Origin of the sequence: Phenylobacterium sp., assembly GCF_031425575.1 — a bacterium.
GTDB lineage: Bacteria > Pseudomonadota > Alphaproteobacteria > Caulobacterales > Caulobacteraceae > Phenylobacterium.
The window spans coordinates 1-12094 of record NZ_JANPJP010000354.1; the positions used below are offsets into that span (position 1 = coordinate 1).

The following is a 12094-nucleotide window of genomic DNA, read 5'->3' on the forward strand; positions in this document are numbered from 1 at the left end:
GGCTCATGCCCCAGGGCGCGGACGCGGGCGGCGGTGGCCTCGGCGGCGGGCTGGGCCCGGGTGATCCAGATCTTGCGTGCGCTCATCGTCCTGACACGGTTGAGCCACGCTTGGCCACAACGCAACCCAGGAGGGTCGTCACGCCTCGTGGAGGGCGAGCAGGTCGCCGCCCTCTTCCATCACCTGGGCGCCGAGCGACAGGCCCAGGTCCCGGGCGGCGGCTTCGTGGTCGGCGCCCAGCAGGGCCTCGCCCTCCCGGCGGAAGCGGTGGACACCGTCCGGCGACAGGGCCTCGACGATAAGGTGGATGCGGTCGCCCAGGATGCGGGCGTGGGCGCCGACGGCGGTTTTGCAGGAGCCTTCCAGGGCCGCGAGCGCGCCGCGCTCGGCGGCCACGGCCACGATGGTCCCGTGGTGGCGTACGGCGTCGAGCCAGGGCAGGTCCACGTCGCCGGACCGGGTCTCGATGGCCAGGGCGCCCTGGCCGGGGGCCGGAGGAACCTCGACGGGATCGATCAGGCTCTGGGGCAGGTGTCCGAGGCCCAGGCGGTTGAGGCCCGACATGGCCAGCAGGATCGCGTCGGCGTCGCCGGCCTGCAGCTTGGCCAGGCGGGTGTCGACATTGCCCCGCAGCATCTGGACGTCCAGGTCACGGCGGCGGTGCAGGGACTGAGCCTGGCGGCGCAGCGAGGCGGTGCCGAGCACCGCGCCCTGCGGCAGGTCCTCGAGCCGTTCGGCCTTGAAGGACAGGAAGGCGTCGCGGGGATCCTCGCGCTCCGGGATGGCGGCGATGGTCAGGCCGTCGGGGCAGAGCGCCGGCATGTCCTTCAGGGAATGGATGGCGCAGTCAATCCGGCCCTCCAGCATCGCCTCCTCGATCTCCTTGGTGAACAGGCCCTTGCCGCCGATCTCCAGCAGACGGCGGTCCTGCACACGGTCGCCGGTGGTGGTGATGATGATCAGCGGGGCGACGCGCTCGGCGTCTTCAGGAGGCGCGCCAAGGGCGGCGGCGATGCGACGCTGCATCATGCCGGCCTGGGCCAGGGAGAGCTTGGAGCCGCGGGCTCCGATCCGGACAGGTTGCGTGGGCACGGCGGGAGGGCTACCTCGGCGGGGACTGAGCCGTTCGCTACAGGACGGAACCCCAAGCCGCAACGCAGATGACCGCCCTAACTCTCCTCGGCCTCGAAACCAGCTGCGACGAAACCGCCGCCTCGGTGCTGCGCCGGTCCGCCGACGGCCGCGTGGAGGTTCTCTCCAGCGTCATCGCCAGCCAGATCGCCGCCCACGCGCCTTATGGCGGGGTGGTGCCGGAGATCGCCGCCCGGGCCCACGTTGAGTCCATCGACGCCATAGCCGCCCAGGCCATGAACGAGGCGGGCGTGACCTATGCCGACCTCTCGGGCGTGGCGGCCACAGCGGGCCCCGGCCTGGTGGGCGGGGTGATGGTGGGGCTGTCCTTCGGCAAGGCGGTGGCCCTGGCGCGGGGCCTGCCCCTGATCGCGGTGAACCACCTGGAGGGCCATGCCGTCTCGGCCCGGCTGGCCGCCGACATCCCCTATCCCTTCCTGTTGCTGCTGGTTTCCGGCGGGCACTGCCAGCTGCTGGCCGTCGAGGGGGTGGGCGCCTGCAGGCGCCTGGGCTCCACCATCGACGACGCCGCCGGCGAGGCCTTCGACAAGATCGCCAAGAGCCTGGGCCTGCCCTATCCCGGCGGTCCGGCCCTGGAGAAGCTGGCGGTCGGCGGAGACCCCACCGCCTTCACCCTGCCCCGCGCCCTGCTGGGCCGCGACGGCTGCGACTTCTCCTTCTCCGGCCTGAAGACCGCCGCCGCACGCCTGGCCGAGACCGTCACCACTGAGACCGAGCGCAGGAACCTGGCCGCCTGCGTCCAGACCGCCATCGCCCGCCAGCTGTCGGACCGCACCGATCGCGCCATGGCCGCCTACGCCATCGCCCGAGGAAACCGCGACCTGCGCTTCGTGGTGGCCGGCGGGGTGGCGGCCAACGGCGCGGTGCGCGCCAAGCTGCTGGAGACCGCCACGGCCAGGGGCTTTACCTTTGACGCTCCGCCGCTCGCCTATTGCACCGACAACGCCGCCATGATCGCGCTGGCTGGCGCCGAACGCCTGGCCCTGGGCATGACTGATCGCCTGGACGCGCCCGCGAGGCCGCGTTGGCCCTTGGACGCCGCTGCGGCGTTATCCAATCCCACCCACGCATTCGGACGCAAGGGCGCAAAGGCATGAGCATGACAACCGCGGGCGTGATCGGCGGCGGCGCCTGGGGCACCGCGCTGGCCCTCGTCTGCGCCCGCGCCGGGCTGCAAACCACCCTCTGGGCCCGGGAGGCCGAGGTGGTCGACGCCATCCGGACGAAGAACGAGAACAGCCTCTTCCTGCCGGGCGTGGCCTTCGACAGCCCCGTGACCGCCACCGGCGACATGGCCGACCTCGCCGCCTGCGACCTGATCCTCAACGTCACCCCGGCCCAGCACCTGCGGGCCAGCCTCGCGGCCTTCGCGCCCCATGCGCGGACCGGCGTGCCGATCCTGCTCTGCGCCAAGGGGGTGGAGCAGGGGTCGCTGAAGCTGATGACCGAGGTGCTGGCCGAGACCCTGCCGCACGCCTGCCCCGCCGTGCTGTCGGGACCAAGCTTCGCCGGCGAGGTGGCCCGCGGCCTGCCCACCGCTGTGACCCTGGCCTGCCCCGACGAGGACCTGGGTCGCGACCTGGCCGAGGCCATCGCCAGCCCGCTGTTCCGCCCCTACCTGGCCACCGACATGATCGGCGCCGAGATCGGCGGCTCGGTGAAGAACGTGCTGGCCATAGCCTGCGGCGTCGTCGAGGGCCGCGGCCTGGGGCGCAGCGCCCACGCGGCCCTGATCACCCGGGGCTTCGCCGAGCTGACCCGCCTGGCCGAGGCGCTTGGCGGCGAGGCGGAGACTGTGGCCGGGCTCTGTGGCCTGGGCGATCTGGTGCTCACCTGCTCCAGCGCCCAGTCGCGCAATAACCGCGTCGGCCTGGCCCTGGGCCAGGGCATGACCCTGGAAGAAGCCCTGGCCAGCCTGGGCGGGGCCGTGGCCGAGGGCGTGGCCTCCGCCCCCGCCGTGCGCGGCCTGGCCGCCAAGCACGGGGTCGAGATCCCGATCTGCGACGCCGTGGCCGCCATCCTGGCGGGCGAGGCCGACATCGACACCGCGATCGCCGGCCTGCTGTCGCGCCCCATCAAGACCGAATTCTGAAGGAACCGCCCATGGCCCTCTTCGTGCTGATCTGCCTCGACAAGCCCAATTCCCTGGACCTGCGCATGGCCACCCGGCCGGCGCACCTGGCCTATGCCGGGACCTTCAGCAACGTGGTCAAGCTGGGCGGCCCAATCCTGGACGACAAGGGAGACATGGCCGGCTCCCTGATCGTCATGGAGGGCGAGACGCAGGAGGTGGCGCGGGCCTTCAACCGCGACGACCCCTATACCCTGGCCGGCCTGTTCCAGAGCGTGCAGATCCTGCCCTTCCGCGCGACCATCGGGACCCTGTGATCCGGGACGAGCCCGACAATCCGGCCAGGCCACCCGCCGGTCAGCGCCTGTGCGCGCTCGCCGACCTGGCCGATCCCGGCGCCAGGGGGTTCCGGTTCCGCAACGAGCGCGCCCTGTTCGCAGGCTTCCTGGTGCGCCAGGGCCAGAGCGTGGCCGGCTATGTCGACTCCTGCCCGCACAACGGCTGGCCCCTGGCGGTCATGGACGACCGCTACCTGACACGGGAGGGCGACCGGATCATCTGCGCCGCGCATGGAGCCATGTTCCGTCCCGCCGACGGGCTCTGCGTGGCCGGACCCTGCGCCGACGAGCACCTGCGCCCCTGGCCGGTGACGGTGGTGGACGGCGACGTCTTCACCGCCTGACTCTTCCTTAACCCACCAAGGCTAAGCCTCTTTCCCAGATATTTTAGAGGAGCCTGTCATGGCTGACGCCCTTCGCGCCCTGGCGACCATGAACCACCGGTTCGCCCCGCAATTCGCCAAGACCATGCTGGCCACGCCGCGCGCCGATGACGACGCCGCCGCCTTCGCCGCCCACTGCAAGGCCATGAACTTCGAGTTCACCGAGGGCTGGGCCGACCAGAACATTCCCTTCGTCTCGCCCCTGCTGCGGGACTTCGCCGCCAAGCGCGGATCGATCCGGTACATGGAGATCGGCGCCTATGAGGGGCGCAACCTGGCCTTCATGGACTGGCTGCTGCCGGCAAAGCTAGACGTCACGGTGATCGACCCCTGGTTCGACGAGGACCTCAACCCGGAAGAGAAGTACCACGCGGTCGAGCCGCGCTTCGCCCGCAACACCGCCAAACTGGGCTTCTCTAGGCTGACCACCCACAAGGGCTTCTCGACCTACGAACTGCCCAGGATGCTGGAGCGGGGCGAGACCTACGACCTGATCTATATCGACGGGTCGCACACGGCCTGGGCGGTGGGCGTCGACCTGGCCTACTGCGCCGCCCTGCTGAACGTCGGCGGGATGATGGTTCTGGACGATTACTGGCACCACGAAAGCGAGATCGGTGGCCCCGGTGTCAAGCAGGCGGTGGACGCCTTCCACGGAGTCTTCCGGCGCTACTTCGACATCACGGCCGTCTACCGCCAAGTGGCCCTGACCAAGATCCTAGAAATCCCGCGCTGATTACTGACGGGCTCTGCTGAGCGCTTGTTCTGGCGTTAGGCCTCGGGACTCCGGGGCGCAGGCCGGCTGTTTGGCGCCGGGCCCTGTCCTAGTTAATACAAAATAAAAGATTCATGGTAGCGCGCTCCAGAAATCGGAGTTATGGCGTTCGTCTTGCAATTGCTGCAGCGCACTGTCTCGGGAGAGAACACCACCGTGTTGGAACGCATGCGTCACCTTTTGCAGGCCGCCAAAAGCCGTCTGCCGCGACGTGATGCCATCCATCTCGTGGGTGTTGAACTTGCCTTGGTGGCCGCCCTAACCGCCGGCGTTGCTGTCGCCGCGGCGCCGGATGGTCGCAATGAGCGCCTGGCCCGCCTGACGATGGGCGAAGTCTCTCCCCAGGCCTTCGCGCGGCTCAAGGCTGGCATGGACCCGGCGATGCTCACCCTGGCCAGCCGCGTCGAGCCCCGAATGGGCGGCTTGATGACCCCGGCGAGCGAGGTGATCAATCCCGACGCCGCCCTGCCCGAGGGTGCGGCGGACGACGCCGCCGTCATCCGCCTGCAGGATCTCGATCCCGACCAGGCCCGCGCCTGGAACCTGGCCAACCCGACCTCGGTCCTGCCCAACCCGGCGGCGCGTCCCTTCAAGCTCAAGACCGGCGGCATGCTGGACGAAGCCCGCGCCATCGATTGCCTAACCGCGGCCATCTATTACGAAGCCGCCTGGGAAAGCGTCGAAGGTCAGCGCGCGGTCGCCCAGGTCGTGCTGAACCGCATGCGCCACCCGGCCTACCCCAAGACCGTCTGCGGAGTCGTGTTCCAGGGCTCCAACCGCACCACCGGCTGCCAGTTCAGCTTTACCTGCGACGGGGCGATGAACCGTCAGCCGCAGGAAGCCGGCTGGATGCGCGCCCGCAGCGTCGCCTCGGCCGCCCTGAACGGCTACGTGATGAAAAAGGTCGGCACCGCCACCCACTATCACGCCAACTATGTCGCCGCGTACTGGAGCCCGAGCCTGGTCAAGGTCGGCGCCATCGGAGCCCACATCTTCTATCGCTGGACCGGGACCTCGGGCCTGCCGCCGGCCTTCTCCGGCAAGTATCTCGGCACCGAGGCCGAGGGCATGCAGATCGCCGCCCTCGACAAGTACGCCACAACGCCGAAGATCGAGGCTTCCCTGGCCCACGACAACCTGCAGGAAGCCCTGCCGGTGGAGGAAGCCGTCCTGACCAAGGCCCCTAAGGGCGCTGACGGCAAGACGCCGGCCAGCGAGAGCCAGTCCGAGACCGTCAAGCAGGAACCCCTGGTCACCGTGGCTGACGCCGCCAAGGACGCCGGCGCCCTGCTGAAGGCCGAAGACCTCGACTGGACCGGCCAGCCCAAGAAGAAGGGCCCGCCGCGTCTCGCCACGCCGGGCTCGATGTTCTAGAGGCCCGAGCCTGCTTCCCCCGCAATGGAGGAAGCCGATTAGCCCGGCGCGACTTCCGCCGAGAAGGCGTTGACGTCCTCGATCAGGCCGACCGCGGCCGTCGCCACCAGTTCAGCGCCTTTTTCCGGTGTGGCCAGGGCGGGGTCCGACCCCATGCGGCCGTCGGGATAGCGGGCGCGGAAATCGAGCGCCTCGCGGATCGGACCGGTGGGGGCGATCTGCGGCGTGTAGGCGGCGGTCTTGTTGGCGTCGGGATAAGCCCACTGGGTCACCGCGATTTCCGAGGGCGTCGCGTGGCTGCCATGACCCACCGGAAACTGGCGGTTGGCGAGCGCCAGCACGCCTCGCAGCTCCCACCAGTTCTTCAGCTTCATCGAGAAGCCGCGCGGCCGGCCGGCGAAGCTCGCCTCCGCATAGAGCTCCGAGAAGGCGGCCTCGATGGTGGCGACATTACCCCCGTGCCCGTTGAGGAAATAGATCTTCTCAAAGCCGTGGTGGCCCAGCGAGCGGCACCAATCGCCGATGGCTGCGATGAAGGTCGAGGGCCGCAAGGAAATGGTGCCCGGGAAGCCCAGGTGATGCTGCGCCATGCCGATGTTGAAGGTCGGCCCCACCAGGATGTCGCCCGATTTCTGCGCCTCGTTGGCGATGATCTCCGGGCACAGCCAGTCTGTGCCCAGCAGGCCCGTCGGGCCATGCTGCTCGTTGGAGCCGATCGGGATCACCACCGTCCTGGAGCGGGTGAGGAAGGCCTCGATCTCGGGCCAGGTGGAGAGGTGCAGCAGCATGGAGCGGTCCTAGCGGGAAGAAGGGCGGCCTTCCCACATAGTCGGTTCCCCCTCGGACCGTAAGCGGCTGCGGCGTCAGCGCCGGCGCCGGCGCAGGATCATCGGCAGCCCGCCCCGTGGGCGCATGGTGATCTTCTGCAAGATCTCCACCTCATGGCCCGGCCTCAGGGCCAGGCTGTAGCCTTGGGCCAGGGTCGCCAGGATCAGCAGAGTCTCAGTGACGGCCAGCTGGGCGCCGATACAGACCTTGGGCCCGCCGCCGAAGGGCATATAGGCGAAACGCGGCCGCTCGACGCCTGGGGCGAAGCGTTCGGGATCGAACCGTCCGGGGTCCTCCCACAGGGCCTCGTGCCGATGTTGGATCCAGGGGGCCACGGCGATCATCGCGCCCTTGGGGATCTTCACCCCGCAGATCTCGTCGGCCTCCAGGGCCATCCGGGTGGAGAGGCCCGGCGCGGCCGGATAGACCCGCAGCGCCTCGTCCACCACCATCCTTGCATAGGGCAGCTGAGCCAGGTCCTCGTGCCCGGGGGTGCGGCCCGCCAGGACCTGATCCAGCTCGGCGTGCAGGCGCGCCTCCACCTGCGGGTGCTGCGAGAGCAGGTACCAGAGCCAGCACATCGTGGCCGCAGTGGTCTCGTGTCCGGCGAGGAAGATGGTCACCACCTGGTCGCGGATCTCCTTGGGGCTCATGCCCTCCCCGGTCTCCCCGTCGCGGGCGGCGATCAGCCGGGACAACAGGTCCTGAGGCCCGCCCTCGGGATCGGCCTGGCGCTCGGTGATCATCCGGGCGATGGCGCCGTCCATTTCAGCGAAGATCGCCTCGATCCGCCGCTCACGGGCCCTGAAGCGGCCCTCACCGATCACTGGCAGGATATCGAGGATGTTGAAGTCCAGCTGCTCCATGGCCTTCTCCATGGTCCCGCGCACCACGTCCGCCACGTCGGCGCCGTCGGTGGAGAACATGGTCCTGGCGATGATCTGCAGGGTTAGGTCGGTCATGGCCTCGGCCACGTCGATCTCGGCGCCCTCCGGCGCCTGGTCCCAGCGCTGGCGGAAGGCTTCGGCGCAGGCGGCCATGGCCGGCGCGTAGGAAGCCACGCTGGGGGGCGAGAAGGAGGGCGCCATCGTTCGTCGATGGGCGCGCCACATGTCGCCGTCGGTGGAGAGCAGGCCGTCGCCGAACATGGCCGAGAAGAATCGCCGCTCGCGCTCGGTCTTCGGATAGTTGGCGACATGATCCAGCAGGATCCGCTTCACCCCCGCCGGGTCGCTGACCACGTAGAAGCGTTGGCCGCCCGGGGTGGGGACCTTGAGCACCGGCGTCTGATAGGCCTGGGGCGGGATGGTGGGGAAGGGGTGCTTGCGCAGGGCCTTGCCCAGGCCAAACAGCGGCATGCGGCGCGGCGGCGGATCAGACCCCACCAGCTTGGGCGACATCTCGACGGCGGTCATGGCGCCCCTCCCAGGCTCATTTAACGTCGTTAAACTAAGCCTACCCCCTCGAAGGAGATTTACAACGTTAAATGGATGACAGAACTACGCCCATGGTCTCCCGTGTTCCGTCCAAGGTCCGCCCGCAGCTCAGTCCCGACCTGGTGGTGGCCGCCGCCGCCCAGGTCCTTGAGCGCGATGGCTTCGAGGGCCTCACCATGCGGGCGGTGGCCGCGCAGCTGCAGGTCCAGGCGCCGGCCCTCTACTGGCACTTCCCGAACAAGGATGCGTTGCAGGTGGCGCTCTATGACCACCTGATGGCCGACCTGGTCTTCGAACTCCCGGGGCGCGACTGGCGCGAGGACATCTTCGACATGGCCCAGCAGTTGCGCCGCCACCTCCTGGCGCGTCGGGACGTGGCCCTGCTGCTGCCGCATGGCTTCTTCGTGGGCCCCAACATCATGGGCCATGCCGAAAAGATCCTGGCGATCCTGATGCGGGCGGGTCTGGCGCCCAAGGACGCGGGCTACGCCATGAGCACCGGCTTCTCCTACGTGATCACCTGGGTGATCGGCGAGTCCGACCTGGTCGCACGCCGCGCCACCGGCCACGACGGAAATGACGAACTGGCCCAGGCGATGGTGGCCACCGGCGCCTACCCTCACTTCGCCCAGGTCATCGGAAGCTTCGAGGCGGGCGGCGATGTCGACGGACAGTTCGCCTTCGGCATGAACTGCCTGATCGCCGGCTTCGCGCAGTTGATCCCGGAACGCTGATTTCTGGCGCAGCCTGTTGCGCCGGGCGGGCGCCCTCCGCATAACTCGCAGCCAAGTATTGATGGGAGTTAAGAACGGTGAGCGAGGGCGAAGTTTTCCCGGTTCCCGCGGCCTGGGCCAAGCGGGCCAAGATGAACGTGCAGGCCTATGAGGCCGCTGTTCAACGCGTCGAGACCGACCCCGACGGCTATTGGACCCAGGTCGCCAGCCGCCTGGACTGGATGAAGCCCTTCACCCAGGTCAAGGACACCTCCTTCCACAAGCATCCCTTCCACATCCGCTGGTACGGCGACGGCGTGCTCAACGTCTCGGTCAACTGCCTGGACCGCCATCTGGAAAAGCGCGGCGATCAGGTCGCCATCATCTGGGAGAGCGACGAGGGGACCCCTTGGGACAACCTCACCTACCGCCAGCTGCACGCCGAGACCTGCCGCATGGCCAATGTGCTCAAGGCGCGCGGGGTCCAGAAGGGCGACCGGGTCACCATCTACCTGCCGATGATCCCTCAGGCCGCCGTCGCCATGCTGGCCTGCGCCCGGATAGGTGCGGTCCATTCGGTGATCTTCGGCGGCTTCTCGCCGGACTCGATCGCCGGCCGCATCCAGGATTGTGACTCCAGGATCGTCATCACCGCCGACGAAGGCCTGCGCGGCGGCAAGATCGTGCCCCTGAAGCGCAATGTCGACGAGGCCCTGGAGCAGTGCCCGGACGTCACCGACGTGATCGTCGTGCGCCGCACCCGGGCCGACGTGCCCATGAAGGACGGCCGCGACGCCTTCTATTCGGATCTCAAGCAAGGAGTCGCCGACACCTGCGAGCCCGAGCCGATGAACGCCGAGGATCCGCTGTTCATCCTCTACACCTCCGGCTCCACGGGAAAGCCCAAGGGCGTGCTGCACACCACCGGCGGCTACCTGGTCTGGGCGGCCCACACCCACGAGCTGGTGTTCGACTACAAGCCCGGCGAGGTCTTCTGGTGCACCGCCGATGTCGGCTGGGTCACCGGCCACTCCTATGTGGTCTATGGTCCGCTCGCCAATGCGGCCACCTCGGTGATGTTCGAGGGCGTGCCCAACTATCCCACCAATTCCCGCTTCTGGGAGGTGATCGACAAGCACAAGGTCAACACCTTCTACACCGCGCCCACCGCTATCCGCGCCCTGATGCGCGACGGCGATGAGCCGGTCCTGAGAACCTCGCGCAAGTCGCTGCGCCTGCTGGGCACGGTGGGTGAGCCGATCAACCCGGAGGCCTGGCTCTGGTACCACCGGGTGGTGGGCGACGGCCGCTGCCCCATCGTGGACACCTATTGGCAGACCGAGACCGGCGCCTGCCTGGCCTCGCCCCTGCCGGGCGCCACCCCCCTGAAACCCGGCTCCTGCGCCAAGCCCCTGCCGGGGATCAAGTTCGAGCTGGTGGACGCCGAGGGCCAGACCCTGCACGGGGCCACCAGCGGCAACCTGGTGATCACCGACAGCTGGCCGGGCCAGATGCGCACCGTCTACGGCGACCATCAGCGCTTCTTCGACACCTATTTCTCCACCTATGCCGGTAAATATTTCACCGGCGACGGCTGCCGCCGCGATGAGGACGGCTATTACTGGATCACCGGCCGGGTGGACGACGTGATCAATGTCTCGGGCCACCGCCTCGGCACCGCAGAGATCGAGAGCGCCCTGGTGAGCAACGAGAACGTGGCCGAGGCCGCCGTCGTCGGCTTCCCCCACGATATCAAGGGCCAGGGCGTCTACTGCTTCGTCACCCTGAAGGCCGACGTCACCCCCACCGACATCCTGCAGGCCGAGCTCAAGGGCTGGGTGCGCCGGGAGATCGGACCGTTCGCGGCGCCCGATGTGGTGCAGTTCGCGCCGGGCCTGCCCAAGACCCGGTCTGGCAAGATCATGCGCCGCATCCTGCGCAAGATCGCCGAGAACGACCTCTCGAACCTGGGGGACACCTCCACCCTGGCCGATCCCTCGGTGGTGGACGACCTGGTGAAGAACCGCATCGGCAGCTAGGTGAGCCCCGACCTGCCCGTGGCCCTGCGCCTGGCCGCCGACCGCCTGCTGGAGGGTGTCGCCCGCAAGGGCCTGGCCGAACGGGCCGCGAAGATCTCCAGCGGCTATCGCGGCGGGGCGACTTCGCGCGCGGTGGTCACCGACGAGGCCGATGCCATCGCCTATGTGCTGTCGCGCCTGCCCGCCACCTATGCCGCGGACGCCTTCGTCTTCGCCGAACTCGAGAGACTTGCGCCTGACTTCGCGCCCCAGCGGCTGCTGGACGCCGGCACCGGCCCCGGCGGGGCCAGCTGGGCGGCGCTGGAGACTTGGCCTGGGATCCAGGCCGCGACCCTGCTGGATTCCAGCCGCCCCTTCCTCGACATGGCCGCCAAGCTGGCGAGCGAGGCCGGGCCCGCCCTGCGAAACGCGAACTTTTTACGCGGCGACCTGACCGCGCCCTCAACCGATTGGCCCCAGGCCGACCTGGTGACCGCCAGCTACGCCCTGGCCGAAATCGCCCCAGCCCGCCAGGCCGAGACCGTCCAGGCCCTCTGGGCCGCCACCGACGGCGCGCTGGCCCTGATCGAGCCGGGCACGCCGGACGGCTACCGGCGGATCCTCGCCGCGCGGGAGACGCTGATCGCGGCGGGGGCCGAACTTCTGGCGCCCTGCCCCCACGCCCAGGCCTGCCCCCTGACCCCGCCGGACTGGTGCCATTTCGTCCAGCGCCTGCCCCGGTCGCGCGATCACCGACTGGCCAAGGGCGCTGACCTGCCCTTCGAGGATGAGAAGTTCAGCTATCTGGTGGCGGCCCGCCCCGGCGTCCCGACGCTCAGCCGGACCTCCCGCATCCTGGCCCCGCCGCGCGTGGCCAGGCCGGCGATCACCTTCAAGCTCTGCACGCCAGCCGGAACGGTCGAGTTGACCGACGTGCCGCGTCGCGACAAGGCCGCCTATGCCTGGGCGCGGCGGCTCGACTGGGGCGACGCCCTTCCCTAGAGCG

General features: G+C 69.2%; 12 protein-coding genes. 9 read left to right on the forward strand and 3 right to left on the reverse strand.

Features of this window, described 5'->3' with window-relative positions:
- Window positions 1-138: 138 nt before the first annotated feature.
- Window positions 139-1092 carry a hydroxymethylbilane synthase gene (hemC, locus tag RMO97_RS19565; protein WP_310542678.1) on the reverse strand — a complete coding sequence of 318 codons (954 nt, stop codon included), beginning with the start codon at window positions 1090-1092 and terminating at the stop codon, window positions 139-141.
- A gap of 68 nt (window positions 1093-1160) precedes the next feature.
- Here hemC and tsaD point away from each other — a divergent pair, with 68 nt between their 5' ends.
- From tsaD to RMO97_RS19595, 6 genes are all read left to right on the forward strand, one after another.
- Window positions 1161-2249, forward strand: a complete 1089-nt coding sequence (gene tsaD, locus RMO97_RS19570) for a tRNA (adenosine(37)-N6)-threonylcarbamoyltransferase complex transferase subunit TsaD (RefSeq protein WP_310542679.1) — start codon at window positions 1161-1163, stop codon at window positions 2247-2249.
- On the forward strand, window positions 2246-3244 hold the full coding sequence (locus tag RMO97_RS19575) for an NAD(P)H-dependent glycerol-3-phosphate dehydrogenase (protein ID WP_310542680.1): 999 nt from the start codon (window positions 2246-2248) through the stop codon (window positions 3242-3244). The genes tsaD and RMO97_RS19575 overlap by 4 nt, the downstream gene beginning before the upstream one ends.
- Before the next feature lie 11 nt (window positions 3245-3255).
- Window positions 3256-3540 carry a YciI family protein gene (locus tag RMO97_RS19580; protein WP_310542681.1) on the forward strand — a complete coding sequence of 95 codons (285 nt, stop codon included), beginning with the start codon at window positions 3256-3258 and terminating at the stop codon, window positions 3538-3540.
- Window positions 3537-3905, forward strand: coding sequence for a Rieske (2Fe-2S) protein (locus RMO97_RS19585; RefSeq protein WP_409035344.1), 369 nt, complete (start codon window positions 3537-3539; stop codon window positions 3903-3905). The genes RMO97_RS19580 and RMO97_RS19585 overlap by 4 nt, the downstream gene beginning before the upstream one ends.
- Window positions 3906-3963: 58 nt before the next feature.
- Window positions 3964-4680 (forward strand): class I SAM-dependent methyltransferase, encoded by a 717-nt coding sequence (locus RMO97_RS19590; protein ID WP_310542682.1) that lies wholly within the window; start codon window positions 3964-3966, stop codon window positions 4678-4680.
- 288 nt (window positions 4681-4968) lie between these two features.
- Window positions 4969-6093, forward strand: coding sequence for a cell wall hydrolase (locus RMO97_RS19595; protein ID WP_310542683.1), 1125 nt, complete (start codon window positions 4969-4971; stop codon window positions 6091-6093).
- A gap of 38 nt (window positions 6094-6131) precedes the next feature.
- On the opposite strand, the gene RMO97_RS19600 is transcribed toward RMO97_RS19595, so the two are convergent.
- Together RMO97_RS19600 and RMO97_RS19605 are read right to left on the reverse strand one after the other, a co-directional pair.
- Complete coding sequence (locus RMO97_RS19600) at window positions 6132-6881, reverse strand: creatininase family protein (protein ID WP_310542684.1); 750 nt, start codon at window positions 6879-6881, stop codon at window positions 6132-6134.
- 75 nt (window positions 6882-6956) lie between these two features.
- Window positions 6957-8336 carry a cytochrome P450 gene (locus RMO97_RS19605; RefSeq protein ID WP_310542685.1) on the reverse strand — a complete coding sequence of 460 codons (1380 nt, stop codon included), beginning with the start codon at window positions 8334-8336 and terminating at the stop codon, window positions 6957-6959.
- A gap of 71 nt (window positions 8337-8407) precedes the next feature.
- Here RMO97_RS19605 and RMO97_RS19610 point away from each other — a divergent pair, with 71 nt between their 5' ends.
- The 3 genes from RMO97_RS19610 (at window position 8408) to RMO97_RS19620 (ending at window position 12090) form a co-directional block, all read left to right on the forward strand.
- Window positions 8408-9091 (forward strand): TetR/AcrR family transcriptional regulator, encoded by a 684-nt coding sequence (locus RMO97_RS19610; RefSeq protein WP_310542686.1) that lies wholly within the window; start codon window positions 8408-8410, stop codon window positions 9089-9091.
- A 131-nt stretch (window positions 9092-9222) separates the two neighbouring features.
- On the forward strand, window positions 9223-11109 hold the full coding sequence (gene acs, locus RMO97_RS19615; protein ID WP_409035345.1) for an acetate--CoA ligase: 1887 nt from the start codon (window positions 9223-9225) through the stop codon (window positions 11107-11109).
- Entirely contained in the window at window positions 11110-12090 is a 981-nt protein-coding gene (locus tag RMO97_RS19620; RefSeq protein ID WP_310542688.1) for a small ribosomal subunit Rsm22 family protein, read from the forward strand.
- Window positions 12091-12094: the final 4 nt, after the last annotated feature.

What these genes read in the sequence shown, in the direction of transcription:
- acs (WP_409035345.1), top strand. Translation starts at nt 9,223, where the DNA reads ATGAACGTGCAGGCCTATGAGGCCGCTGTTCAACGCGTCGAGACCGAC.
- RMO97_RS19575 (WP_310542680.1), top strand. Translation starts at nt 2,246, where the DNA reads ATGAGCATGACAACCGCGGGCGTGATCGGCGGCGGCGCCTGGGGCACC.
- tsaD (WP_310542679.1), top strand. Translation starts at nt 1,161, where the DNA reads ATGACCGCCCTAACTCTCCTCGGCCTCGAAACCAGCTGCGACGAAACC.
- RMO97_RS19600 (WP_310542684.1), bottom strand. Translation starts at nt 6,881, where the DNA reads ATGCTGCTGCACCTCTCCACCTGGCCCGAGATCGAGGCCTTCCTCACC.
- RMO97_RS19610 (WP_310542686.1), top strand. Translation starts at nt 8,408, where the DNA reads ATGGATGACAGAACTACGCCCATGGTCTCCCGTGTTCCGTCCAAGGTC.
- RMO97_RS19580 (WP_310542681.1), top strand. Translation starts at nt 3,256, where the DNA reads ATGGCCCTCTTCGTGCTGATCTGCCTCGACAAGCCCAATTCCCTGGAC.
- RMO97_RS19605 (WP_310542685.1), bottom strand. Translation starts at nt 8,336, where the DNA reads ATGACCGCCGTCGAGATGTCGCCCAAGCTGGTGGGGTCTGATCCGCCG.
- RMO97_RS19590 (WP_310542682.1), top strand. Translation starts at nt 3,964, where the DNA reads ATGGCTGACGCCCTTCGCGCCCTGGCGACCATGAACCACCGGTTCGCC.